The organism is Salipiger marinus, from assembly GCF_900100085.1.
Taxonomy (GTDB): Bacteria; Pseudomonadota; Alphaproteobacteria; order Rhodobacterales; family Rhodobacteraceae; genus Salipiger; species Salipiger marinus.
The window spans coordinates 327,016-351,804 of the sequence record NZ_FNEJ01000002.1 but is presented as its reverse complement, the minus strand read 5'-3'; the positions used below and the strand labels follow the sequence as shown (position 1 = coordinate 351,804).

General features: G+C 66.0%; 25 protein-coding genes. 14 read left to right on the top strand and 11 right to left on the bottom strand.

From position 1 onward, the window contains the following. From BLR51_RS03695 to BLR51_RS03680, 4 genes are all read left to right on the top strand, one after another. Nucleotides 1–345: zinc-binding dehydrogenase (locus tag BLR51_RS03695; protein WP_375342671.1), on the top strand; the 345-nt coding region annotated here is incomplete at its 5' end. Between the two features lie 100 nt (nucleotides 346–445). Then, nucleotides 446–1,213 carry a potassium channel family protein gene (locus BLR51_RS03690; protein WP_089844031.1) on the top strand — a complete coding sequence of 256 codons (768 nt, stop codon included), beginning with the start codon at nucleotides 446–448 and terminating at the stop codon, nucleotides 1,211–1,213. Further along, nucleotides 1,210–1,731: a GNAT family N-acetyltransferase gene (locus tag BLR51_RS03685; RefSeq protein ID WP_089844028.1), complete on the top strand. Its 522-nt coding sequence runs from the start codon at nucleotides 1,210–1,212 to the stop codon at nucleotides 1,729–1,731. Before BLR51_RS03690 ends, BLR51_RS03685 begins: the two co-directional genes overlap by 4 nt. After that, on the top strand, nucleotides 1,728–2,438 hold the full coding sequence (locus BLR51_RS03680) for an NYN domain-containing protein (protein ID WP_089844025.1): 711 nt from the start codon (nucleotides 1,728–1,730) through the stop codon (nucleotides 2,436–2,438). Before BLR51_RS03685 ends, BLR51_RS03680 begins: the two co-directional genes overlap by 4 nt. Here the strand turns inward: BLR51_RS03680 and BLR51_RS03675 are convergent, their stop codons facing one another. Further along, entirely contained in the window at nucleotides 2,439–3,056 is a 618-nt protein-coding gene (locus BLR51_RS03675) for a TetR/AcrR family transcriptional regulator (RefSeq protein ID WP_089844022.1), read from the bottom strand. A gap of 131 nt (nucleotides 3,057–3,187) precedes the next feature. Between BLR51_RS03675 and mbfA the strand changes: the two genes are divergently transcribed. Together mbfA and polA are read left to right on the top strand one after the other, a co-directional pair. Further along, nucleotides 3,188–4,162 carry an iron exporter MbfA gene (gene mbfA / locus BLR51_RS03670; protein WP_089844019.1) on the top strand — a complete coding sequence of 325 codons (975 nt, stop codon included), beginning with the start codon at nucleotides 3,188–3,190 and terminating at the stop codon, nucleotides 4,160–4,162. Between the two features lie 221 nt (nucleotides 4,163–4,383). Further along, entirely contained in the window at nucleotides 4,384–7,188 is a 2,805-nt protein-coding gene (polA, locus tag BLR51_RS03665) for a DNA polymerase I (protein WP_089844016.1), read from the top strand. A gap of 39 nt (nucleotides 7,189–7,227) precedes the next feature. Here the strand turns inward: polA and BLR51_RS03660 are convergent, their stop codons facing one another. After that, the gene (locus BLR51_RS03660; RefSeq protein ID WP_089844013.1) at nucleotides 7,228–8,217 is read right to left on the bottom strand and encodes an adenosine kinase; all 990 of its coding nucleotides are present in this window, start codon (nucleotides 8,215–8,217) and stop codon (nucleotides 7,228–7,230) included. Then, a complete protein-coding gene (gene nth / locus BLR51_RS03655; protein ID WP_089844009.1) occupies nucleotides 8,214–8,858 on the bottom strand; it encodes an endonuclease III in 645 nt (214 codons plus the stop codon). Before nth ends, BLR51_RS03660 begins: the two co-directional genes overlap by 4 nt. A 148-nt stretch (nucleotides 8,859–9,006) precedes the next feature. On the opposite strand from nth, the gene BLR51_RS03650 reads away from it, so the two are divergent. Both BLR51_RS03650 and BLR51_RS03645 read left to right on the top strand, forming a co-directional pair. Further along, on the top strand, nucleotides 9,007–9,852 hold the full coding sequence (locus BLR51_RS03650) for a methylated-DNA--[protein]-cysteine S-methyltransferase (RefSeq protein ID WP_089844117.1): 846 nt from the start codon (nucleotides 9,007–9,009) through the stop codon (nucleotides 9,850–9,852). 116 nt (nucleotides 9,853–9,968) lie between these two features. Then, a complete protein-coding gene (locus tag BLR51_RS03645) occupies nucleotides 9,969–10,640 on the top strand; it encodes a YiaD family glycine zipper/OmpA-like lipoprotein (RefSeq protein ID WP_089844006.1) in 672 nt (223 codons plus the stop codon). Between the two features lie 87 nt (nucleotides 10,641–10,727). Here BLR51_RS03645 and BLR51_RS03640 read toward each other — a convergent pair whose 3' ends face one another. Further along, nucleotides 10,728–11,417, bottom strand: a complete 690-nt coding sequence (locus BLR51_RS03640; protein ID WP_089844003.1) for a sugar transferase — start codon at nucleotides 11,415–11,417, stop codon at nucleotides 10,728–10,730. Between the two features lie 873 nt (nucleotides 11,418–12,290). On the opposite strand from BLR51_RS03640, the gene BLR51_RS03635 reads away from it, so the two are divergent. The 6 genes from BLR51_RS03635 to BLR51_RS03610 all read left to right on the top strand — a co-directional run bounded on the left by BLR51_RS03635 (nucleotide 12,291) and on the right by BLR51_RS03610 (nucleotide 16,118). Further along, on the top strand, nucleotides 12,291–12,905 hold the full coding sequence (locus BLR51_RS03635) for a ribonuclease D (protein ID WP_089844000.1): 615 nt from the start codon (nucleotides 12,291–12,293) through the stop codon (nucleotides 12,903–12,905). A 3-nt stretch (nucleotides 12,906–12,908) separates the two neighbouring features. Beyond that, entirely contained in the window at nucleotides 12,909–13,508 is a 600-nt protein-coding gene (locus BLR51_RS03630; RefSeq protein WP_089843997.1) for an LPS export ABC transporter periplasmic protein LptC, read from the top strand. A gap of 11 nt (nucleotides 13,509–13,519) precedes the next feature. Beyond that, on the top strand, nucleotides 13,520–14,023 hold the full coding sequence (lptA, locus tag BLR51_RS03625) for a lipopolysaccharide transport periplasmic protein LptA (protein WP_089843994.1): 504 nt from the start codon (nucleotides 13,520–13,522) through the stop codon (nucleotides 14,021–14,023). Further along, nucleotides 14,023–14,781, top strand: a complete 759-nt coding sequence (gene lptB / locus BLR51_RS03620; RefSeq protein WP_089843991.1) for an LPS export ABC transporter ATP-binding protein — start codon at nucleotides 14,023–14,025, stop codon at nucleotides 14,779–14,781. The genes lptA and lptB overlap by 1 nt, the downstream gene beginning before the upstream one ends. A gap of 251 nt (nucleotides 14,782–15,032) precedes the next feature. Further along, on the top strand, nucleotides 15,033–15,596 hold the full coding sequence (hpf, locus tag BLR51_RS03615; protein ID WP_089843988.1) for a ribosome hibernation-promoting factor, HPF/YfiA family: 564 nt from the start codon (nucleotides 15,033–15,035) through the stop codon (nucleotides 15,594–15,596). Between the two features lie 57 nt (nucleotides 15,597–15,653). Next, nucleotides 15,654–16,118 carry a PTS sugar transporter subunit IIA gene (locus BLR51_RS03610; RefSeq protein WP_089843985.1) on the top strand — a complete coding sequence of 155 codons (465 nt, stop codon included), beginning with the start codon at nucleotides 15,654–15,656 and terminating at the stop codon, nucleotides 16,116–16,118. Between the two features lie 63 nt (nucleotides 16,119–16,181). On the opposite strand, the gene BLR51_RS03605 is transcribed toward BLR51_RS03610, so the two are convergent. From BLR51_RS03605 to BLR51_RS03575, 7 genes are all read right to left on the bottom strand, one after another. Beyond that, nucleotides 16,182–17,612: a nodulation protein NodH gene (locus BLR51_RS03605; protein WP_089843982.1), complete on the bottom strand. Its 1,431-nt coding sequence runs from the start codon at nucleotides 17,610–17,612 to the stop codon at nucleotides 16,182–16,184. 3 nt (nucleotides 17,613–17,615) lie between these two features. Next, on the bottom strand, nucleotides 17,616–19,316 hold the full coding sequence (locus BLR51_RS03600) for a DUF5927 domain-containing protein (RefSeq protein WP_089843979.1): 1,701 nt from the start codon (nucleotides 19,314–19,316) through the stop codon (nucleotides 17,616–17,618). Further along, nucleotides 19,313–20,323 (bottom strand): glycosyltransferase family 2 protein, encoded by a 1,011-nt coding sequence (locus tag BLR51_RS03595; RefSeq protein ID WP_089843977.1) that lies wholly within the window; start codon nucleotides 20,321–20,323, stop codon nucleotides 19,313–19,315. Before BLR51_RS03595 ends, BLR51_RS03600 begins: the two co-directional genes overlap by 4 nt. A 50-nt stretch (nucleotides 20,324–20,373) precedes the next feature. Continuing rightward, nucleotides 20,374–21,567, bottom strand: a complete 1,194-nt coding sequence (locus BLR51_RS03590) for a glycosyltransferase family 4 protein (protein ID WP_089843975.1) — start codon at nucleotides 21,565–21,567, stop codon at nucleotides 20,374–20,376. After that, the gene (gene galE / locus BLR51_RS03585) at nucleotides 21,548–22,531 is read right to left on the bottom strand and encodes a UDP-glucose 4-epimerase GalE (protein WP_089843972.1); all 984 of its coding nucleotides are present in this window, start codon (nucleotides 22,529–22,531) and stop codon (nucleotides 21,548–21,550) included. Before galE ends, BLR51_RS03590 begins: the two co-directional genes overlap by 20 nt. Nucleotides 22,532–22,537: 6 nt before the next feature. Continuing rightward, nucleotides 22,538–23,431 (bottom strand): UTP--glucose-1-phosphate uridylyltransferase GalU, encoded by an 894-nt coding sequence (gene galU / locus BLR51_RS03580; RefSeq protein ID WP_089843969.1) that lies wholly within the window; start codon nucleotides 23,429–23,431, stop codon nucleotides 22,538–22,540. A gap of 127 nt (nucleotides 23,432–23,558) precedes the next feature. Continuing rightward, complete coding sequence (locus tag BLR51_RS03575) at nucleotides 23,559–24,788, bottom strand: glycosyltransferase family 2 protein (RefSeq protein WP_089843965.1); 1,230 nt, start codon at nucleotides 24,786–24,788, stop codon at nucleotides 23,559–23,561. Between the last annotated feature and the right edge of the window lies 1 nt (nucleotide 24,789).

Below are 24,789 nucleotides of genomic sequence, written 5' to 3'. Positions count from 1 at the left end.
GGGGTGGATTATTCGTTCGACGCCACCGGCAACGTGAAGGTGATGCGCGACGCGCTGGAATGTTCGCATCGCGGCTGGGGCGTGTCGGTGATCATCGGCGTGGCGCCCGCCGGGGCAGAGATATCGACCCGTCCGTTCCAGCTGGTGACCGGGCGCGTCTGGAAAGGCACGGCATTCGGCGGCGCCAAGGGCCGCACCGACGTGCCGAAATTTGTCGACTGGTACATGGACGGCAAGATCGAGATTGATCCGATGATCACCCACAAACTCAAGCTGGAGGAGATCAACCACGGCTTCGACCTGATGCACGAAGGCAAATCCATCCGCGCCGTGGTGGAATTCTGAGCCATCTTCTGCCGCAGGGCGCCCCAGCGCGCCTTGCGGCAGGACTTGCCGCGCGCCCGCGCCGCCGCATATCCCGCAGCATGGATGAAGGCATGTCCCCATGAGCAGGCTCGCCGCGGTGCGCGAGCTTTACGAAGGCACCTCGGACCGGGCGCATCGCTTCCGCTATGCGCTGCTGGCCTTTGACATCGCGACGATCATCTATGTGATCGCCACATCCTTCAGCCAGCACGGCCCGCTGATCCGTGGCGTGGATACCGCGTTCGGCGTGGTGATTCTGGTCGATTTCCTCGCAAGGTTGCTGATCGAACGGCAGAAGATGCGGTTTTTCCTGCGCTTCGCCACGCTGGCCGATCTGGTGGCGATGCTGTCCTTCCTTGCGCCGCTCACCGGCGAGGGCTTGGGCTTTCTGCGGGTGCTGCGCACGCTGCGGCTGCTGCACAGCTACCAGCTGACCACGCGGCTGCGGCGGGACATTCCGTTCCTGCGCAACAACAGCGAGGTGCTGATGGCGGGCACCAATCTGGGGGTCTTCCTGTTCGTGATGACCGGGCTGATCTATGCCACGCAGTTCCGCAGCAATCCCGACATCTCCAACTATTTGGACGCGCTCTATTTTACCGTCACCACGCTGACCACCACCGGCTTTGGCGACATCGTGCTGCCGGGCACATGGGGGCGGCTGATCTCGGTCGTGGTGATGATCTTTGGCGTCACGCTGTTCCTGCGGCTGGCGCAGGTGCTGTTCCGCCCGTCGAAAGTGCGGGAGGAATGCCACAGCTGCGGGCTGAGCCTGCATGACGCCGATGCCGTGCATTGCAAGCATTGCGGATCGGTCATCCATATCGATACAGAGGGCCAGCCATGACCGACGCATCCTGCCTTCGCCCCGCCACCCCCGCCGATCACGACGCGCTCTGGCAGATGCTGGGGCCGGTGTTCCGCGCGGGCGACACCTATGCCATCGATCCCGACATCTCGCGCGAGGCGGCGCTGGCCTACTGGACCGGGCCCGAACGCCATGTCTTCGTGCTGGACGAGGGCGGGGTGCTGGGCAGCTACTACCTTCAGCGCAACCAGAAGGGCGGCGGGTCGCATGTGTGCAACTGCGGCTTCGTCACCCATCCGGAGGCCCGGGGCCGGGGCGTGGCGCGGCGGATGCTGGCCCATGCCCTCGACACGGCGCGCGGCCTCGGCTTTCGCGCAATGCAATTCAATTTTGTGGTTTCGACCAACACCCGCGCGGTGCAGACTTGGCAGCGTGCCGGGTTCGACATCGTCGGGCGCCTGCCGCAGGCCTTCCATCACCCGCAGGACGGGTATGTGGACGCGCTTGTGATGTTCCGGGCGCTTGGGGCGGACCCCTCCGAAGGAGACGACACATGACCGATACGACCCGCCTTCTGGCGATCCTGATCGACGCCGACAATACCTCTCCGAAATACACCCGCGCCATCTTTGACGAGATCGCCAGCCTTGGCGAAGCCAGCGTGCGGCGCTGTTACGGCGATTTTTCCAGCAGCCAGATGGCGGGCTGGTCCAAGGTGACGGCGGAATTCGGGCTGGTCCCGCATCACCAGCCCGCCAATACGGTGGGCAAGAACGCCTCTGACATCGCGCTGGTGATCGATGCGATGGATCTGATGCATACCGGCCGCTTCGACGGGTTCGTGCTGGTCAGTTCCGACAGCGATTTCACCCGGCTCGCCAGCCGCATCCGGGAACAGGGTCTGGATGTCTATGGCATGGGCATGCAGAAAACCCCCGATGCCTTCCGCAAGGCCTGCAAGCGCTTCATCTTTCTGGAAAACCTCGGCGGCGCCCCGGAAAAGACCGAAGGGGCCAAGCCCGCGCAGACCAGCGGCGGGCTGGACGAGGCGCGCAAGCTGATCTTCACCGCGATGGACGGCATCGAACAGGATGACGACTGGTACACCCTTGGCCAGCTTGGCCAGTTCATCACCGCCGCCAATCCCGATTTCGACACGCGCAGCTACGGCAAGCGCAAGCTCTCTGATCTGGTGGCGGAGCTGAAAGTGTTCGAGACCAAGCGCGGCCCGGGCAACCAGCTTCTGGTGCGCCGGATCGACTGATCAGCGCCCATAGCGCGCGAGGAAGGTGGCCACCGCGCCCTCGACCACGCGCGCGATTTCCGCCTCGGTGAAGCTGACGCGCAGGCCAAAGACCAGCTTGGCCCACAGATCGGCCTTGCACAGCTCCACGAACTGGTCGGCGGCCAGGTCCGGATCGGGCGTGTGCAGCTCGCCCCGCGCCGCCGCCGCCGCCATATAGTCCAGCAGCTTGCGCTTCATCAGCATCGGGCCGCTCTGGTAGAATTTCTGCCCCAGATCGGGAAAGCGGTCGGCTTCGGCGACGCAGATGCGAAAGATGCGCTGCCCCATATCGGACAGCACGAAGCCCAGAAAGCTGCGCGCGACGCGGGGCAGGACCTCGGCGGGCGGACGGCCCGACTCGATGGTCATCAGCGCCTCGTCCGCCTGCCGCTGGCACTGGCGCGTGGCCATTTCCATGAACAGCAGCCGCTTGTCCGGAAAATAGCTGTAGAGCGTGGCCTTGGACACACCCGCAGCGCGCGCGATGTCATCGACATTGGCGCCCTCGAAGCCGTCGCGCAGGAAGACCTCGCGCGCGCCTTCCAGCACCTGATCGAACTTGCGCCCGCGCCGCACCGCCGCCGTCTCGGTCCCCATCCAGAAACTCCCTTGCTGGGCAATCTTAAACCGAACGGTTCAGTGCGGGCAACCCGGCCCCCGCGACGCTTTGACCATTGCCGATCGCGGATCGGCCTGTATATTAGAATCATTCTAAACAAGAGGCTGACATGCGCTTTTTTCCCCACAGGCGCCGGTTCGACGATCTGAGCGAGCAGGAAATCCTCGCGCTCGCCATCTCCTCGGAAGAGGACGACGCCCGCATCTATCGCAGCTATGCCGAACGCCTGCGCCCGGATCATCCCGACACGGCCCGGGTCTTTGACGGCATGGCCGAGGAGGAAGACGGCCACCGGCAGGCGCTGATCGCGGCGCACCGCATCCGGTTCGGCGAGATCATCCCGCTGATCCGCCGCGACCATGTGGCGGGATATTATCCCCGCCGTCCGGTCTGGCTGATGACCAACCTGTCGCTGGACCGGATCCGCGAGGAGGCCGCCGGGATGGAACGGGACGCCTGCCGCTTCTATCAGGAGGCCGCACAGCGCGTGACCGACGCCGCCACCCGCAAGCTTCTGGGCGATCTGGCCGTGGCCGAGGCCGGACACGAAGCCCGCGCCGAGGATCTGGCCCAGACGCATCTGAGCCCGGATGTCCGCGCGGCAGAGGACCGCAGCGCGCACCGCCAGTTCGTGCTGACCTGGGTGCAGCCCGGCCTCGCCGGGCTCATGGATGGCTCGGTCTCCACGCTGGCGCCGATCTTTGCGGTGGCCTTCGCCACGCAGGACACCTGGACGACGTTTCAGGTCGGGCTTGCCGCGTCGGTGGGGGCGGGGATCTCCATGGGCTTTACCGAAGCCGCCTCGGATGATGGCGCGCTGTCGGGCCGCGGCTCTCCGTTGAAACGCGGGCTCTCCTCGGGGGTGATGACCGCCGTGGGCGGGCTGGGCCATGCGCTGCCCTATCTGATCCCGCATTTCTGGACCGCGACCATCCTTGCCTGGGTCATTGTCTTTATCGAACTCTGGGCCATCGCGTGGATCCAGAACCGTTACATGGAAACGCCGTTCTTCCGCGCCGCGCTGCAGGTCGTGCTTGGCGGCGGGCTGGTGCTGGCGGCAGGGGTGCTGATCGGCAGCGGCTGAGCGTGGCCCATGCCCTCGCCCTGCGCAACGTCACACTCCGGCCTGCCTCCGGCGGGGATATTTGAGGTCAGAAGAAGCCTCTCCCCGCTTTCCTTCTGACCAGAAATATCCCGGGGGTCCGGGGGCAGCGCCCCCGGCCTGCCTCTCCCCGATAAGCTCTGGCAGCCGGGCCGCGCCCGTGGCAAACCAGACCCCATGCGCAAGGCCAAGGGAGACGCGACATGACCCAGTTCGGCAAGGGCTGCCACCTGCACCTGATCGACGGATCGGCCTTCATCTTCCGCGCCTATCACGCGCTGCCGCCGCTCACGCGGAAATCCGACGGGCTGCCGATCGGGGCAGTCGCGGGCTTCTGCAACATGCTGCAGAAATACGTCGAGGACAGTTCCGGCCCCGAGGCGCCCACCCATGTGGCGGTGATCTTCGACAAGGGCAGCCACACCTTCCGCAACGACCTTTACGATCTCTACAAGGCCAACCGCGAGGCCATGCCGGAAGATCTGCGCCCGCAGATCCCGCTGACCCGCCGCGCCACCGAAGCCTTCAACATCGCCTGTAAGGAACTGGAAGGCTACGAGGCCGATGACATCATCGCCACGCTGGCCTGTCAGGCGCGCGAGGCGGGCGGGCGCGTCACCATCATCAGCTCCGACAAGGATCTGATGCAGCTGGTGGGCGACGGGGTGGAAATGCTCGACGCCATGAAAAACCGCCGCATCGACCGCGACGGCGTGTTCGAGAAATTCGGCGTCTGGCCGGAGCAGGTGGTGGATGTGCAGGCGCTGGCGGGCGATTCCGTCGACAACGTGCCCGGCGCTCCGGGCATCGGCATCAAGACCGCAGCACAGCTCATTTCCGAATATGGCACGCTGGAGGCGCTGCTGGACCGCGCGGCGGAGATCAAGCAGCCGAAGCGCCGCGAGACCCTGATCGAAAAGCGCGCCCAGATCGAGATGTCGAAGCGGCTGGTGCAGCTCGACTGCGCCACGCCGCTGGATTTTACGCTGGACGATCTGGAAGTGCGCGAGCCCGATCCGCAGCGCCTGCTGACCTTTCTGGCCGAGATGGAATTCCGCACCCTATCGAAGCGCATCGCCGATGCGCTGGGGACCGAGCCGCCGGTGATCGCCGAGGCGCCGCAGGCTGCCGAGGGCGCGCCTGAGACGGCCCCCGATCTGCCCGCCATCGACCCCGAGGGGTATGTCTGGGTCAGGGACGCCGCTGAACTGGCGGCATGGATCGCCGAGGCGCGGGACCTGGGCTGGGTGGCGGTGGATACCGAAACCACCGGGCTTAACGAAATGACCTGCGATCTGGTGGGGGTGTCGCTGTGCTGTGTGGCGGGGCGGGCCTGTTACATCCCGCTGGGCCACAAGCTGGGGCAGGGCGGCGATCTGTTTGGCGGCGGCGATCTGGCCGAGGGGCAGATGCCCCTGCAGCAGGCGCTGGATCTGCTGAAGCCGCTGCTGGAGGATCCCGCGGTCCTGAAGATCGGGCAGAACATGAAATACGATGCCAAGGTGCTGGCGCGCTACGGCATCGCGGTGGCGCCCATCGACGACACCATGCTGATCTCTTATGCGCTGCATGCGGGGATGCACGGGCATGGCATGGATGCGCTGTCCGAACGGTATCTGTCGCACACGCCGATCCCGATCAAATCGCTGCTGGGGTCGGGCAAGAGCCAGATCACCTTTGCCGAAGTGCCGATTGCCGAGGCGGTGAAATACGCCGCCGAGGATGCCGACATCACCCTGCGGCTGTGGCAGGTGCTGAAGCCGCGCCTGCACCGCGCCCATGTCACCCGGGTTTATGAGGGGCTGGAACGCCCGCTGGTGCCGGTTCTGGCGCAGATGGAAATGCACGGGGTGCAGGTCGACCGCGCCACGCTGTCGCGCATGTCGGGCGCCTTTGCGCAGAAAATGGCGCAGCTTGAGGAAGAGATTCACGCGCTGGCGGGCGAGACCTTCAACGTGGGGTCGCCGAAACAGCTGGGCGAAATCCTCTTTGACAAGATGGGGATCGAAGGCGGCAAGAAGGGCAAGACCGGCGCCTATGCCACCGGGGCGGACGTGCTGGAGGATCTGGCGACCGAACACGAACTGCCCGCGCGGGTGCTGGACTGGCGGCAGCTGTCCAAGCTGAAATCCACCTATACCGATGCGCTGCAGGAGCATATCAACCCCGAAACCGGGCGCGTGCATACGTCTTACAGCATTGCGGGGGCGAATACCGGGCGGCTTGCCTCGACCGAGCCCAACCTGCAGAACATCCCCGTCCGGTCCGAAGAGGGGCGCCGCATCCGCGAAGCCTTTGTCGCGCCCGAAGGCAAGCTGCTGGTCAGCCTCGATTACAGCCAGATCGAACTGCGCATCCTTGCGCATATGGCGCAGATCGACGCGCTGAAAGAGGCGTTCCGCGACGGGCAGGACATCCACGCCATGACCGCGTCGGAAATGTTCGGCGTGCCCATGGACCAGATGACCTCTGAAGTGCGCAGGCGGGCCAAGGCCATCAACTTTGGCGTGATCTACGGCATTTCCGGCTTTGGTCTGGCGCGCAACCTGCGCATTCCCCGAGGCGAGGCGCAGGCCTTCATCGACCGCTATTTCGAGCGTTTCCCGGGCATCAAGACCTATATGGACGACACCATCGCCTTCGCCAAAGCCCATGACCGGGTGGAGACGCTGTTTGGCCGGGTGATCCACACGCCGGAAATCAACGCCAAGGGGCCGCAATCGGGCTTTGCCCGCCGCGCCGCCATCAACGCGCCGATTCAGGGCACGGCGGCGGACATCATCCGCCGCGCCATGATCCGCATGCCGGAGGCGATCCGCGACCTGCCCGCCAAGATGCTGCTGCAGGTGCATGACGAACTGCTGTTCGAAGTCGAGGAAGATGCCGTCGAGCCGCTGATCGCCGCCGCGCGAGAGGTGATGGAAGCGGCCGCCGAGCCGGTGGTGAAGCTCGACGTGCCGCTGATCGTCGATGCGGGGCAGGGCCGCAGCTGGGCCGAGGCGCATTAAGCGCGTCCCGGCGGGGTCCGGCCCCGCCGGGATCCGCGGTCAGATCAGGCCGTTGTCGCGGAACAGCGCCTGCAAATCCGTCTCCGGGCGCGGGCCCATATGGCTGATGACCTCGGTGGCGGCGACGGTGCCCATGCGGCCCGCCTTGGCCATGTCGGCCCCGGTCACCAGCCCGTAAAGGAAGCCCGCCGCGAACTGGTCGCCGGCGCCTGTCGCATCCACCGGCGTGATCTTGGTCACCGGCACGTCAGTGCGCTGGCCGTCGCGGATGATGGTCACGCCGTCGCCCGAGCGGGTGCAGATCACCAGCGGGCAGATCGCGGCGACGCGGGCCAGATCGGCGTCAAGGTCATTGTCCTGAAACAGCGACCGGATCTCGGCCTCGTTGCCGATGACAAAATCCAGCTCGTGCTCGATCAGGCGCAGGAAATCGGCGCGGTGGCGTTCCACGCAGAACGGGTCGGAAATGGCGATGCCCGCCTTGCCGCCCGCCGCGCGACAGGCGCGCGCGGTGCGGATGAAGGCCTCCTTGCCCTTGTCCTTGTCGAACAGATAGCCCTCCAGAAACACCACCTCGGCCTCGGCGGCCACGTCTTCGGCCACGTCCTCCGGGCCCAGTTCGGCGGAGATGCCCAGATAGGTGTTCATCGACCGCTCGCCATCGGGCGAGACGAAGATCATGCTGCGCGAGGTGGGCAGTTCGCCCCCCGGCACCGGCGGATTGACGAAGGCGGTGCCGTCCGCCTCCATCGCCTGCGCATAGAAGCGCCCCAGCGCATCGTCATGGACGCGCCCGATAAAGGCGGTGCGCAGGCCCAGATTGCCAAGGCCCGCCAGCGTGTTGGCCACCGATCCGCCGGGCGCCTGCACGCGGCTTTCCATGGCGCCATACAGAACTTCGGCGCGGTCGCGTTCGATCAGCTGCATGATGCCCTTGGTGATGCCCATATGCTCCAGAAAGGAGTCATCGGCCCGGGTCAGCACGTCGACGATGGCGTTGCCGATGCCGACAACCTGGTATTTCTTCATGGAGTCTTGTCCTCGAACTGGCAAAGGTCACGGATCAGGCAGGCATTGCATTTCGGCTTGCGGGCCACGCAGGTATAGCGGCCGTGCAGGATCAGCCAGTGATGCGCATGCTGCTGGAAATCCACGGGAATGTTGTCTTCTATGGCGCGTTCCACCGCCACCACGTCGCGCCCGGGGCAGATGCCGGTGCGGTTGCCGACGCGGAAGATATGGGTGTCCACCGCCTGCGCGGGATAGCGCCACCACATGTTCAGCACCACATTGGCGGTCTTGCGCCCGACGCCGGGCAGGCTTTCCAGCGCGGCACGGGAACAGGGCACGACGCCGTCATAGTCTTCGACCAGAATGCGGCTCAGCTTGATGACGTTCTTGGCCTTGTTGCGGTAAAGCCCGATCGTGCGGATATGCTCGATCACGCCCTCCTCGCCAAGCGCCAGCATCTTTTCCGGCGTGTCGGCGATGCGGAACAGCTCGCGCGTGGCGCGGTTCACGCCGATATCGGTGGCCTGCGCGGACAGCGCCACCGCCACCACCAGCGTGAAGGCGTTGACGTGATCCAGCTCTCCCTTCGGTTCCGGCTCTGCCGTCTGGAAGCGGGTGAAGATCTCGCGAAGCGTATGGTAATCAAGCTGTCTGGCCATGCCCGCTGCTATGCCCGTCCTTGGCCTGCGGGGCAAGCGTCTGGCCGTCCCAGGGTTGACGCGGTGATAGCGCAGGAAGCGGGTCGCGGGCACGCGGGGCCGGGGCTAAGATGACAGGGGCCGCCCGAGGAGAACCGACATGACCGACATGACAGAGATGCAGACCGGCTATCATTACGGCGTGATGCGCCGCGCCATCGCGCTGGTAGATGCAGGCAGCCCGCAGATGACGCTGGAGGATCTGGCGCAGCAGATGGGCATGAGCCCGGCGCATTTCCAGCGGCTGTTTTCCCGCTGGGCCGGGGTGTCGCCGAAGCGGTTCCAGCAATATCTGACGCTGGGCCATGCCAAGGCGCTGCTGACGGAGCGGTTTTCCACGCTGGAGGCGGCGCATGGTGCGGGCCTGTCGGGCAGCGGGCGGCTGCATGACCTGTTCCTGCGCTGGGAGGCGATGAGCCCCGGCGAATTCGCGCGCGGCGGTGACGGGCTGCGCATCCGCTGGGGGCTGTTCGACAGCCCCTTCGGCCCGGCGCTGGTCATGGGCACCGACCGTGGCATCTGTGGCATGGGCTTTGCTGCGGAAACCGGCGCGCAGGCGGCCTTTGCCGATCTTTCGGCGCGCTGGCCCCGGGCGGAGTATGTCGAGGATGCCGAGGCGCTGCGGCCATGGGCCGAGCGCGCCCTTGGCGCAACAGGGGAAGGGCCGCTGCCGCTTTACCTCATGGGGGGGCCGTTCCAGATCAAGGTCTGGGAGGCGCTGATGCGGATCCCGTCCGGCCATGTCACCACCTATTCCGAAATCGCGCAGGCCATCGGCCATCCGAACGCGGTGCGGGCGGTGGGCACGGCGGTGGGGCGCAATCCGGTATCGCTGCTGATCCCCTGCCACCGCGCGCTGCGCAAATCCGGGGGCTTGGGCGGTTATCACTGGGGGCTGCCCGTCAAGCGTGCCATGCTGGCATGGGAATCGGCCCGCAGCGACGCCCATGCCTGAGCCATGGGCGGAGACCTGCCGAAAACGTGACACCCTGCCATTGGCGCAGGCAGGCTGCGGGCTATAGTGTCGCATAGTGCCCATTTGGGGGCAAATACAGACGAGGCAAGACGACCATGATCCGGGCCAGAACTCCGATTCTTCTTTCCATCGCCGCAGCCATGACGCTGTCGGCCTGCGCCGAGGGCCAGATGTTCTCGGAAACCGACCCCAACCGTCAGGCAAAGCAGGGGGCGCTGATCGGCGCCATCGGCGGTGCCGTGGCCGGGCGGGCCATCGGCGGCAACAATGATGACGCGCTGAAGAACTCGCTGGCCGGTGCCGTGGCCGGTGCGGCAGCAGGCGGTCTGATCGGCAACCAGCTGGACAAGCAGGAAGCCGAACTGCGCCAGCAGCTTGGCAACAATGTCGGCATCAACAACACCGGCGACCGCCTGATCGTGACCATGCCGCAGGACATCCTGTTCGCCACCGACAGCGCATCGCTGCGCGGCGACCTGCAGGCCGACATCCGCACCGTGGGCCGCAGCATCCTGCAATATCCGAACACCACCGTGCAGGTGGTCGGCCATACCGACAGTGACGGCGCCGCCGCCTACAACCAGAGCCTGTCGCAGCGCCGCGCGCAGGCCGTGGCCAGCGTGCTGATGCAGGAGGGTGTGCCCTCCTACCGCGTGCAGTCCATCGGTCGCGGCGAGGACCAGCCCATCGCGTCCAACCTGACGTCCGAAGGCAAGCAGCAGAACCGCCGGGTGGAAATCGTCATCCTGCCGAACGCCGCGTCCTGATCCACAGCGACACGCGCCCAGACAAAAGGCCCCCGCATCGCGGGGGCCTTTCTGCTGATGGAGAGAGCGAGAGAGAGCGGGACCGGATCAGCAGCCGGTCCCACGCAGGACAACCCGCACCGTGCGCATCAGGATGTGCAGATCGGTGCGGAAGGACAGGTCGCGCAGATAGGCGGCATCAAAGCCCGCGCGTTCGGCAAAGCTCGATTCGTTGCGCACCGAGGTCTGCCAGAAGCCGGTGATGCCGGGGCGCAGCGCGTAATAGGCGGTGCCGGGGTAAATCTCCTGCTGGTCGACCATCATCGGGCGCGGTCCGACCAGCGACATGTCTCCCACCAGGACGTTCCAGAGCTGCGGCAGCTCGTCCAGAGAGGATTTGCGGATCATCCGCCCGATCGGGGTGATGCGGGGATCATGGCGCAGCTTCTGCGTGCGGTTCCATTCCTCGCGGGCGGCGGGGTCGCAGGCCAGATGCTGCTCCAGCAGGGCATCGGCGTTGCTGACCATGGAGCGCAGCTTCCACATGTGGAAGATCCGGCCGTTCTGGCCCACGCGCTTCTGCAGGTAGAAGGGCGACTTGCCATCCAGCGCGATCAGCACGGCGAGCAGCAGCACCACGGTCAGGATGGGCAGCGCGCCGATCAGCACCAGCGCCACATCCAGAACCCGCTTGGCCGCGACGCGGTAGAACGCGGAACGCGGGGCCGAGAACAGGGCATCTTGAAGAAGTTGTTCGATTTCGGCCGACGGAAGCGGCTGGCGGATTTGCAAAGTCAATTTGACCTCCCAGAGCGTGCATCGCGGAAGAACAGAGGTCAGATCGAAAGTCGGATACCGGCAGGCCGCAGAAAGAGATGCCAGTGCCTGTATGCACTGCGCATGTGGAGCCGTTTTGCGAAGCTCCGGTTGGCCGTTGTGTCAGTTCCGAGCTGTCTTCAGCAGACCTATTGTTACTCCCAGGTGGAAGCACCAACCCCCAAGTGCCGTAGTCTCAGTATGTCCAAATTATGTTTTTTTGCTCGATCACATGCTTATGCCTCTGCTGCATACGCATCGTCAACACCACGTTTACGTCACAATCCTCGGGAGAGCGTCAGACGCGGTCAGAGCCAAGAAATTCAGCCATTTCAGGCAGGAAAGCAGCGGGGTCGTGCGGGCTTCGGAAGGGAGAAGCGGCCAGACTGCCATCAGATTTGAGGCTCTGAAGCGAGGCAATTAAGGAAACAATAAGACGGAAAGTGGCGCGCGATTTCACCCGCCGCAGGGGCCAATCCTGAGCGTTGTTAAGGTTTGTTTCGAAAATTCGCCGGGCTCGTCGCAAGCTATGTCAGAAGACATATGCCAGCCTGGAAACAGCGGGTGGGGGCGGCGAGGCTTTGCGCCTGCGCTGCGGCCCCAGATCCGGCAGGCGGCACCGCTGACACGCTTAAGCAGAGCAGCAATTATCACGAAATATTTCAAATTGGGCCGATTCAGCCGGATCATGTCCGAATCGAGGCGCTTTGCCGCCCCGCGTCCGCCGCAATGCGCCCGAATTTGGTCGAAATCAGACGCGGGCTCCGTGCGATTGTGGCGCGCGTCGCGGTTGCCTCGGCCCCTGCGCGGGAATATGTCCGAGGCAGGCAGAGGCGCATCACGAAAGGCTCCGGCATGGCGAACCATCTTTATCAGGGCGACCTTCCCGACGGGCTGGATCTGGGGCCGGTTGTCGCCATCGACTGCGAGACGATGGGCCTGAACCCGCATCGCGACCGGCTCTGCGTGGTGCAGCTGTCCGGCGGGGATGGCTCGGCGCATCTGGTGCAGGTCGCGATCGGCCAGACCAAGGCGCCGAACCTGTGCCGTCTGCTGGAAGATCCCGCCGTGCTGAAGCTGTTCCATTTTGGCCGCTTCGACATCGCCGCCATGTATCACGCCTTTGGCGCGCTGGCGCAGCCGGTCTACTGCACCAAGATCGCCAGCCGACTGGTGCGCACCTTCACCGACCGGCACGGGCTTAAGGCGCTGACGCAGGAACTGCTGGGCGTCGACATTTCCAAACAGCAGCAGACCAGCGACTGGGGGGCTGCGGATCTGAGCAGCGCGCAGGTCGATTACGCGGCGTCGGACGTGCTGTATCTGCACCGCCTGCGCGACGCGCTGGATGCCATGCTGGCCCGCGAGGGGCGCAGCGATCTGGCGCAGGCCTGTTTCGATTTCCTGCCCACCCGCGCCCGGCTCGATCTGGCAGGCTGGCCGGAGATCGACATCTTTGCCCATGCCTGACCCATGGCGCGCGGCGGGGACACATATTCCAGCGTCATCGCGTGGCTGAAGATCCTGCTGCCGATGGTGGCGCTGGGGCTTCTGTCCACGCTGTTCCTGCTGTCGCGCAGCACTGACCGCACGGCGGAACTGCCCTTTTCCGAAGGGGGGCCCGCCGGTGAGGAACAGGTGGCCGCGCCCTATTACGCGGGCACCACGCCGCGCGGCGATTCCGTGACGGCCCGCGCCACCCGTGCCCGCCCCATGGGCGCGGCGGAGGGCGATCTGGAGGCCGAGCAGTTTTCCGCGATCATGGACATGGCGGATGGCAGCCGCATCACACTCGACTCCGCCACCGCCACGCTGAACGAGGCGGCGCGGTCGGCGCTGCTGCGAGGCCGCGTGCGGATCACCAGCTCCACCGGCTATGTCATCGAAACCGAGGCGATGCGCACCGCCATTGACGGGATCGAGGCGGAAACGCTGGCCCCGGTCAGCGGCTCTGGCCCGGCGGGCAGCTTCACCGCCGGAAAGCTGCGGATTCTGCCTGCAGCGGAGGGTGAGGACGTGCAACTGCTTTTCACCGAGGGCGTGAACCTGATATACGACCCGAAACACCAGTGAGGGTTGCCCCCATGCTTCGACTTGCCCTTGTGGGCGCCGCAGTGATCGCGCTGACCGCCCCGCTTCATGCGCAGGGGGCTCAGGTGGCCTTCGGCGGGATGGCACAGGACACCGACGCCCCGGTGGAGGTCTCCGCCGATCAGCTGGAGGTCAACCAGTCCGACGGCACCGCCCTTTACACCGGCAATGTGGTGATCGGTCAGGGAGAGATGCGGCTTGCCGCGCCCCGGGTGCTGGTGGTCTATGTCGAAGGGCAGGGCCGCATCGACCGGCTGGAAGCCACCGGCGGCGTGACGCTGGTCAGCGGCGAGGAAGCCGCCGAAGCCGAGCGCGCCGATTACGACATCACCGCCGGAACCGTGGTGATGAGTGGCAACGTGCTGCTGACGCAGGGGCAGAACGTGCTGACCTCGGAACGCATGGTGGTCGATCTGGAGGGCGGCACCGCCCAGATGGAGGGCCGGGTGCGCACGGTGATCCGCTCGCAGGACGAGACAGGCCAGGGGCAGAACTGATGGCCCCTGCCGAACTGGCCGCCTCCGGCGATGGCTCTGGCCTGCGGGTCACCCATCTGCGCAAGAGCTACCGCAAGCGCACCGTCATCCGCGACGTCACGCTGACGCTCGACCGGGGCGAGGTGGTGGCGCTCTTGGGGCCCAACGGATCGGGCAAGACCACCACCTTTTACGCCGTGGCGGGGCTGGTGAATCCCGAGGGCGGGCAGGTCACCATCGACGGGCGCGATGCGACCTTCCTGCCGATGTATCGCCGCGCCCGCATGGGCATCGGCTATCTGCCGCAGGAAATGTCGATCTTTCGCGGGCTGTCGGTCGAGGACAACATCGGCGCCGTGCTCGACATCGCCGAACCGGACCGCCACCGCCGCCGCGAGCGGCTGGAGGAGCTTTTGGGCGATTTTTCCATCGAACACCTGCGCCGCGCCCCGGCGCTGGCCCTGTCGGGCGGCGAACGGCGGCGGGTGGAGATCGCGCGCTGTCTGGCCGCCAATCCCAAATACCTGCTGCTGGACGAACCCTTCGCCGGGGTCGACCCGATCAGCGTCGGCGACATCCGGCATCTGGTGTCGGATCTGAAGAAGCGTGGCATCGGCGTGCTGATCACGGACCATAACGTTCGCGAGACGCTGGAGATCGTGGACCGCGCCTATATCCTGCATGACGGGCAGGTGCTGATGTCCGGCACCCCCGCCGAGGTGGTGCAGAACGAAAACGTGCGCCGCGTCTATCTGGGCGAGAATTTCCGAATCGGATGACGCCCGTTCTGCGGAAAATCGGCAGGATCCGCTAACCGGCGAATGCGACAGATCATTGACAAGACGGGGGGCGCTGACCTCAAATATCGTCATGACACATCGCCTGCCAGCGCAACCCGACCTTGCGCCCCCGGAGGAGAGGGGGGCCCGGCTGTTCCGCGCCACAGCCTTGCGTCACCCCTGATCCGCCCCACATCAACAGGGGCCTCCGGGCCGGGAGCGGGACGGATCCAAAGAGAGAAGGAACACCAATGCGCTATCAGATCACGGGCAAGCAGATCGATATTGGCGAGGCGTTGCAGACCCATGCCCAGACCGAGCTTGGTCAGGTCTTCGAAAAATACGCAGGCCGTCCCACCGACGCGACCATCACCTTTTCCAAAAGCGCGCATGAATTCGTCTGCGAAGTCACTGTGCATCTGTCCACCGGCCTGACCACTTCGGCCAAGGCCCATGCCGTCGAAATCTACGCGGCCTTCGATGCCTGCTGCGAAAAGATCGACAAGCAGCTGCGCCGGTACAAGCGGCGGCTGAAGGACCATCACAAGGATCGCGTGGAGCCCGTTGAACTCTTCAACGTGTCTTCGTATATCCTCGCCCGCGAAGAGGACTCGGTGACCGACGAGCCCGACACGCTGCAGCCCATCATTGTGGCAGAGATGGAGACGCAAATTCCTTCGCTGTCGGTGGGGGAAGCCGTGATGCAGATGGAACTGGCCGGGGCCCCCGTGCTGGTTTTCCGGAACGAGAAAAAGGACGGCGTAAACGTCGTGTACCGGCGCGACGATGGCAATATTGGCTGGATTGATCCGTAAGGGTCGATGCCACACGGCCGTGCCTGAGCGCCTCCGAGCAGTCAGCAAAGGGTATGCATGACCTTTCTGGAACTCCTGAAGCCGCAGGCCGTGAAGGTGCTGTCGGCGGCCAGCAGCAAGAAGCGGCTGATGCACGACATCGCCGAACTGGCTGAGACCGCTTACGGTCTTCACGCTCCCGCCGTGGTGGAGGCGTTAATGGAACGCGAAAGCCTTGGCCCCACCGGCGTGGGCCATGGCGTCGCCCTGCCGCACGCGCGGATCAGCGGGATCGAAGAAGTGGCAGGGGCCTTCATCCTGCTGGAACGGCCCGTGGAATTCGAATCGGTGGACCGTCAGCCGGTGGATGTGGTGTTTTCGCTGTTCGCCCCCGAAGATGCGGGGGTCGAACATCTGAAGGCGCTGGCGCTGGTGTCGCGCACGCTGCGCGATGGCGGGCTCTGCGCCAAGCTGCGGGCCAACCCGGACCCGTCGACGCTTTATGCCATCCTGACGGCGGATCGCGGCTCTCAGGCCGCCTGATCCCGCACTTGCCTTACGACAGACAGACCCCGGCGGCAGCGCCGGGGTCTTTGCGTGAAGGGCCTAGCCCCAGTCCGAAAAGCCGAACATCAGGTAATCGCGGGCATAGGCGTCGCGGGCCAGCTGCTCCAGCTGGTCGTCGTGGATCTGGCGTAGGCTGAACGGCGCCTGACCGGGCCCCGTCACGGGATCGGGCGGCGCGTCATGCCCCACCTGCCGCGCCAGCGCGGGCAGGGCCTGCGCCATCTCGTCCTCGCGCAGGATAAGGTCGGGCAGGGTGAATTCGGCCATGCCCTGCAGGCACTGGGTCTGCGTCACCCAGTGCCCGTCCACCCGCACCGCCGTCTGCCCGGCCAGATTGGCCTTCAGAAAGACCAGAAACGCGGCGAAGGCGGCGCGATGCGCTTCCAGCGTGTACTCCGGGCCCGGCGCGCCCTCGGGCAGGGGCAGGCCATGGGCGCGGCGCAGCGTGGTGCGGATGCCCTTGTAGCTGCCCGGCCCGGTGGACAGGATGCGGCGGCAGAACACCTCATGCGCGCGGGCCAGCGGGTGCCGCAGCACGGTAAAACTGCGATGGCCGGGCCGGTCGCGTTTCCACTGCCGCAGGGTTTTCTGGCTGAACTCTCGGGTCAGATCCTCGGGCGCAACGCCATCCAGCGCCGCCAGCCAGCGCTGCACGGCCTGACCCGGACCGGACGGGATAGGCATATAGAGCAGCGGCGTGTCGGCCGCCGCGACATAGCCGGGCACCACGGGGCCGCGCCGGGGTTCAAAATTCGGCGTGCGGCTCAGATTGAACCGGTCGAGCCGCGCCAGCGCCTGCGCCATCGCGTCAAAATTCGCCACCTTCTCGGCCACGGGTTCGGGGTTCTGGCGTTTCAGCGCGGTGTTCAGGCTGTCAAGCCGCGCCGGGATTCCCAGCCAGCGCGCCAGCCCGTTCATCACCTCGACCGATTGCAGATCCTCGTATCCCACATAGAACGCGGTCTGCCCGGTGACCTGCAGCGCCGAAAGCAGGCGGATCTGGAATTCCTGCAGCCGGGCCAGATGCGCCTCGAACTCTTCCGCGTCAAATTCGGCCTGCGCATCCTTGCGCTTGGCGACATTGGTCAGCTTCCACTGTCCGGTGGCCTGCGCGATCTTCCAGCTGACATAGCTGTCCACCGGGTTGCGGGTCAGCACGATCTTGGCCACGCGCGGATCCTCCAGCAGCGTGGGCAGCAGGCGCGGGTCGTGGTCGTGGAAATAGCGGAACCCGCCCAGCGTGCCGGGGGCAGCGTCGCGGATCCGCGCCAGCAGGGCCATGGGGTCGGCATTCCGCTCCGCCTCGGTCAGGCCCAGCAGGCTGTCGCGGTTGGGATAGCCGATGAAATGCGGGTTGAACGCCTCGCCATGACAGGTCAGCCCGTCAAAGGCGTTGAGATTGGCCTCCAGAAAATTGGAGCCGGTGCGCATCTCGGCAAAAATCACGAAGCAGTCGAAACGGTCGGACATGAGCTATTTCTTTACCAGATAAGGGCGGCGCGTCTGGCCGGCGGCCGGGCGGGGCTGCGGGTCGACCGGAAAATCGCCCATCAGATAGGGGTGCATCCCCTGATTTTTCAGGGTCTGCAGGAACTGTCCAAAGCCCGCCAGATCGGCCATCTCCGGCGGGGCGGCGGGCCTGCGCGCGGCGGCGGGGGCGATCTCGTCAAGGATCAGCTGCAGCGGCTCCATCGGGGTCTCGATGAATTCGGCCATGGTCCAGATGCGGATGCGCGCCTTGGCCTCGGGGCTGCGCAGCTGGTCCAGCACGCGGTGTTCCGCCCGCTGCAGCCGCGCGGCCTCGGCCCGCAGATCGGCGAAGGGCGCGCCGGAGGTGAAGAGCGGCACCGCCCACGCGCCAGAGATCACGCTGATCTGCGCGTTGGGATCGCGGGCAAGATGCCAGACGATGTCCGGCGTGTCGCGCGGGCCATACTGGAAGCACTGCCAGCTGCCCCGGGTGTTCCAGATCAGATTGGTCAGAAAGGCGCGGGGATTGGCGTCGCGCGCGGCGGCGCTGTCGGGCAGGGCGCCATTAAGCACGGTCTGCCCATCGGCAAACTCCGCCCGCTCCGGCGCGTAAAGATGGCCATGCACCTGCGTGCCGGTGACCTGCGCCAGCCATGGCGCAAAATCGCGGAAGAGCTCGGCAAACCCCTGAAAGACCGAATATTTTCCGGCGGTCACGCCGTTTTCCCAGCCATGGCACGGAAAGCGCGACTGCATGTAAAGCCCAGCCCGGCCCCGCGTCCGGCGGCTGACTGCCTTGGCGAACAGCCGGTCGATCTTGCCGGGGTTGGGATCCTGCCGGGTGGCGGCGGTTTCGGGATGGTCCAGAAAGGCGCGGTAAAGCCGGTCGGCATGGGGCCAGATCTTGCGCGCCACAAAACAGTCCGACCGCCGCAGCAGCTGCAGGTGGTCGTCGTAAAAGATATGCGGCTTGCCCTGAAAATCGAACTTGGACAGGGTCAGGGATCGGCTTTCCACCTGCGTGGCGTAAAGCCGGGTCAGCGACTGGAAATAGCTTTCATCCGGGATCCAGACCCGGCGGAAGTAACGGTCGTGACGGGCGCGGGCGGGATCGTGCAGGATGGCCTGCAGCGTCTTGCGGGTCAGGCACCACCACTGGCTGCCCATATGCGGGATCACGCCGGGCGGCATCGGGCGGCGGAGGCGCAGCCGCCGCTGCAGGCGCACGAAGCGGTCAAAGAGCGCACGATGCCGCCGCCATGAAAACGGGAAGAACAGCGTGAACCGTTCATGATCCAGCCCCCCCACCGTCCATGGCACATCGGCGGTGGTGGCGCTTTCGATGAAATCGGTCTCGGGGCGGGCCTCCAGATAGGCGATCAGCTCCGCCACCGGGCGCAGCGGCAGGCAGGATCCGGAGGTCAGATAGACATGCCGCACCCCGGCGAACTGCGCCAGCATCAGATCGGCGGCATCCTGACTGGCGGCGACCAGCCCCCATGTGCCCCACTCGCAGCGATGGCGGCGGGAAAACAGCACCTGCGGCAGATCGGAGAGGGCGGTGACAAAGGCGTCATGCGTGGCCTGCGCCACATTGCTGTCCACATGGATCACCACCGGACAGCCCGCCCGCGCCCAGTGCCGCGCCACCTGTTCGGCCCGGTCCAGCGCGGTATGCACCAGCATCAGGATGCCAAGGCTCATGCCCAATTGCCCTTGGACATCAGCCCCAGAATTTCAAGCTGGCGCCAGTTGATGTATTTCTCCGACCAGCGGCACCACAGGTCGGGATTGTCCTGCAGGCCGGCAGCATAGGCGAGGTATTCCGAGGATCCGGCATAATGCTGGTGCCGGGTCAGCTCCTCCTCCGCCTTGGCACCGAACGTGTCGAGGAACTTGGTGTGCAGCAGCAGGCCGGAGGCTTTTTCGCCGCCCCATTCGTCATAGACAAGGTTCAGTCCGCGCGGCAGCAGCATATGGGTGGAGCTGACATAGGCATAGCTGCGATGCCATTTCACCAGCGGGATCTTGTTCAGGGCGGGGGCACGGTCGGGGCTGTCGGGAAAGAACAGGCGCGCGCGCGGCCCGCCCTGAATCCACAGATTGCCAAAGCGGGGATTGCGGCTGATCCGGTAATTGCCCGCATCGAACCATGACGCGATCTCCAGCGGGTTCTGGCCCGGCGCGTAGGGCTGGGCGTCGATCCGGCCCTTGGGATACATGTCGAGCAGCATCGCCGGAAAGCTTTTGATCGAGGAGGCGTCGAGCCAGTCGGTCAGCGCCCGCAGCGGTCGCGTGTCGCAGAACGGATAAAGAAACAGCTCGTCGGGATCGACCGTCAGCGTCCAGTGTCCGTGCCCGTAGCAGCGCAGCAGCCAGTTCATCCAGTCCATGCCGAAGCGGGACCGTCGGTAACTGGCGCCCGTGGTCCAGAGCGACACGTCCTGCTGCTGCGCCAGATACGCGCGCGAGCCATCGGTGCTGTCATTGTCGACGATCAGGAAATGGCCCACGCCCATGTCGCGGTAATATTTCAGAAACCACGGCAGGCGGACGCCTTCGTTGCGCGCGGTGCAGAAAACCAGCAGGTCAGAGGCGGTGATCCGGTCGGTGCGGTTGGCGACGGCGCGCAGATCCCGCCTTTTGCGGAAGGCCCGGATCAGCCAGCGTTTCCGCTGAAGCCGGAGCCTGTATGACTGCCATGCACCCACTGCCCTAACCCTTACCAGACCCGTTGCCCGGGCCTCTGCGATCACGGCGGTCAGATCTGCCCGAGCACTGCGCGGAAATGGGCCTCCCATCCGGGGGGGGACCATCCGTCGGGGCGCGCGGGGCGCGGGTGATCTGCCAGCTGCCTGATCCTTTGCGCCCAAAGATAACGGTCGGACACCTCTGCGTAAACGGGAATGTCGCCCATGATCTCTCGCACCACCGGCAGATCAGCAGAGAGCACCGGCACGCCAAGCGCCGCAGCCTCCACCGGGGGCAGGCCATAGCCTTCGGCATGGCTGGGGAAGACCAGCCCGGCGCTGCCCCGGAGCAGGGCCGAGACGGCGGCATCCGGCAGGCCGGGCAGCTCATGCACGCGGGCGATGCCCCGGTCCAGCGCCGCAAAGACGGCGGCGTTTTCCCAGCCGCGGCTGCCGCAGATCAGCAGATGCGCGGGCGGCGACAGGCTCTTCCAGATGTCGAGCAACAGCGCGTGGTTCTTGCGCGGCTCGATGGTGCCAAGCGCCACGACATAGGGCTGGCCCCGCCATGGCCCGTCCGGGGCTGTTCCCGCCGGGGGCGGTGTCACCCCGAGATGCGCCACCAGCGCGGGCGGCTGGCGGCCCCTGCCCAGATGGCGGACCACATCGGCCCGGGTCACGGCGGAATTGCAGATCAGCAGATCGGCCTCGGCGCTGACGCGGTCCAGAAAGCGGCGGAAGCGGTCGGCGGCGCCGGGGCGCTGATACTGCGGAAAATCCAGCGGGATGGTGTCATGCAGCAGCAGGACGCGGCGCAGCCCCGGCACCTGCCGCAGCCCGCGCAGCAGATCGGAGCTTAGCGTCGTGTGTCCGGTGTTGAGATAGGTCGTGCCCGCAGGCAGATGCCGCCGCAGCAGCGCCCCTAGCAGGGCGGGCAGGGCACGGCCCCGCGCCACGCGGCGCAGCGCCGCTTCCGCCCCGGCGCGGCAGGGATCGCCCCGCCGCGCCAGACGCGCCAGAGCGTCGGGCGCGGGCCAGTCCTGCGTGGCGATGCGGGCGCGCAGCTCGGCACAGCCCGCGCGGTCCAGCAGCAGAAACCCCAGCGCGCTGCGCACCAGCCCGAAAAGCGGAACCGGCTCGCGCACGAGCCGGTCCAGATAGGCGTATTCCACCCGGTCCACCCCGGTCAGGCTTCGGCCCGCGCGGCTGACCAGCCGCGTCAGGTCCAGAAGCCGGGCAGGGGGCTCAGTGGTCGTAATGCCCATGCAGATGCCACTGCCACGCATCCGCGATCATCTGCGGCATGGTGGACCGGTGCGGGGTCCAGCCCAGTTCTCCCGCCGCCCGGCTGGAGCCGGAGACGAGCTTCGTCGCGTCACCGGCGCGGCGCGGGCCTTCGCTATGGGGCACTTCGCGGTTTGTGACGGCGCGCGAGGCGTCGATCACCTCCCGCACGGAAAAGCCGGTGCCGGTGCCAAGGTTGAACACCCGGCTGCCCTTGCCCTCTTCCAGCCATTTCAGCCCCAGCACATGGGCATCGACCAGATCCATGACATGGACATAGTCGCGGATGCAGGTGCCGTCCGGGGTGTCGTAATCGCTGCCATGGATGGTCAGCGCCGGGCGCTTGCCGTCGATCGCTTCCAGCATGACGGGGATCAGGTGGGTTTCGGGGCGGTGATGTTCGCCCACCTCGCCCTCGGGATCCGCGCCCGCCACGTTGAAATAGCGGAAGATGACGTGGTTCAGCCCGTAAGCCGCGCCAAAATCGCGCAGGATGTTTTCCACCGCCCGCTTCGACGCCCCATAGGCGTTGAGCGGGATCTGCGACGTGTCCTCGTCCAGCACGACGTTGTCATGTTCGCCATAGGTGGCGCAGGTGGAGGAGAACACGAAGTTCAGGCACCCCGCCGCCACCGCCGCCTCGACCAGCGTCAGCGAGCCTTCGACGTTGTTGCGCCAGTAAAGACCCGGCTGCGACATCGCCTCGCCCACTTGGCTCAGCGCGGCGAAATGCATGACCGCGACGGGCTTGTAGGTGGCAAAGACCTCGTCGAGCCGGGCACGGTCCGACAGCGCGCCCTGTTCGAAGGGGCCGAATTTGACCGCGTCCTGCCAGCCGGTCACGAGATTGTCGAAGGTGACGGGCGTATAGCCTGCCGCCTTCAGCGCCTTGCACGCGTGCGAGCCGATATAGCCGGCGCCGCCGGTAACCAATACATGTGTCATCGGGCGTTACTGTGCTGCTTTGCGCGCCGAGATGACCGCGTGCAGGTAGGATTCCAGATCGTCACGCAGTTCTTCGCGCGCCAGACCGAAGGCCACGGTGGCCTGCAGGAACCCGGCCTTGGAGCCGCAGTCATAGCGTTCGCCGTTGAAGCGGAAGCCGAACACGCCCTCTGCGCCGCCGATTTCCTTGGCGATGGCATCGGTCAGCTGGATTTCGCCGCCCGCGCCTGCGGTCCGGTTGTTGAGGTTCTTGAGGATCTGCGGCGACAGGATGTAGCGGCCGATCACGGCAAGGTTCGACGGCGCCGTGCCGGGAGCGGGCTTTTCGACCATGCCCTTGACCGAGACGAGCGCGCCCATGTCCTCGGCGATGTCGAGCACGCCATAGGACGAGGCCTTGTCGGCAGGCACTTCCATGGCCGCGACCATGTTGCCCCCGGTTTCCTGATAGGCTTCGACCATCTGCTGCAGGCAGGGCTTGTCGGCGGCGATGACGTCATCGGGCAGCATGACCGCGAAGGGCTCGTCCCCGATCAGGCGACGGGCGCACCACACGGCGTGGCCCAGACCCAGTGCCTTGTGCTGGCGGATATAGGCGACTTCGCCCGAATCCATGTTGGTGGACTGGAGAATCTCCAGAAGGTCATCCTTGCCCTTGCGCTTCAGCTCTTCTTCCAGTTGCGGGGCATGGTCGAAATAATCTTCCAGAGCGCCCTTGCCGCGCGAGGTGACGAAGATGAATTCTTCAATGCCAGCGGCGCGGGCTTCGTCGATGGCGTATTGCACCAGCGGACGGTCGACGAGGGTCATGATTTCCTTCGGCACCGACTTGGTGGCGGGCAGGAAGCGGGTTCCCAGCCCTGCCACCGGGAAAATCGCTTTGGTAACCTTGTTGCTCATAATCTGGCTCCTTGTGCGTCACGGGTATCGCCGGACCCCGCGACTGAAATCTTCTGCGCATTTTATTGCCTGCGCCTATCCAATGTAAATGACGCTTCTGGGCGCCGGATCACTCGTATAACGACTTTCAGGTCGACCCGCGGAATTTTGCCACTCGATTGACCTCTGCCCGAAGTCTTGCTGCAAACAGCCATGGCTGCAAGGGCACATCGCCACGCAGGCTACGCCCCCAAAGTCCGCCGATCTGTTCCCAGTATCCTTCGGGTCGAAATGTGACATGATGATAAAGGGCGGTGTGGCTAAATCGGAAAACACTGACAATTTCGCCGCTTGCGGCAAATTCGGCAGCCTGCCGCCGCATCCGGCGGCGCGACCAGACCCGCCCGGACAGGATGCGGCGGGGGGCTCCGGGGCGCCCGGGGAAGGGCAGGAAGGCCGCGGCAGGGGCTGCGAGCGGGGGCAGCGGACCCGCCGGACGCAGCAGCCCCGCCGCATGGCCCCGGTCGAGCCCGCGCAGCAGGCCCATCACGTCATCAGGGCCCAGCGGGCCGCGGATCATATGGTCCAGCAGGCGGCGGCGCTGCGCCTCGCGCAGGCGGGCCCAAGCGGCGGCGCGCTGCGGTTCGGGACAGTGCTTGCGCAGGAACAGCGCGAGCGAGGCGCCGATCTCGGTCAGATCGCGCGGGCTGCGGTCGGGCCCGCGCCGCGCGCTTTCGGCATAGCCATGATGCACCTCGGCCAGCGGCACCACCGCGACGCGGTGCCCGGCCCGGGCGTGACGCAGATCCAGATCGGTGTCGTCCATATAGAAGCGGAAGCCCGGATCGAACCCGCCCATCCGTGCCAGAACATCGCGGCGATGCGCCATGTTGGTGCCCTGCAGCTTGACCGCAGCGTCAGACAGGTGGGGGAAATGCGGCCCGTCGCCGGGCAGATCCAGCGGCCTGTCGCAGCCGGTTGCGGTGATGCTGCGCGCGCGCCACTGATGGTCGATGCCGTTGCGCCCGCGCACATATCCGCCCGCCGCCGCGACCTCCGGATCGGCAAAAGGCGCGCAGAGGCGGGCAAGCCATGTCGGTTCCGGCACCGCGTCATCGTCGATGAAGGCCACCACCTCGCCCGCAGCCTGCGTCAGCGCCAGATTGCGCGCGGCGGCGATGTTGGGCGCGTCGAACTCCAGCAGCTTGATATGCGCGGCATGGGGCCCTGCCCCCAGGGCGGCGGCGCCGGCGGGGCAGGCGACCACCACCACCTCATAGGCGGGATGGTCGAGGTGCGCGATGCCGGTCAGGCACAGGCTCAGCGCCGCCGGACGGCCCCGGCTGACGATGACCACGCTGACCGGCATTGCGGCCATG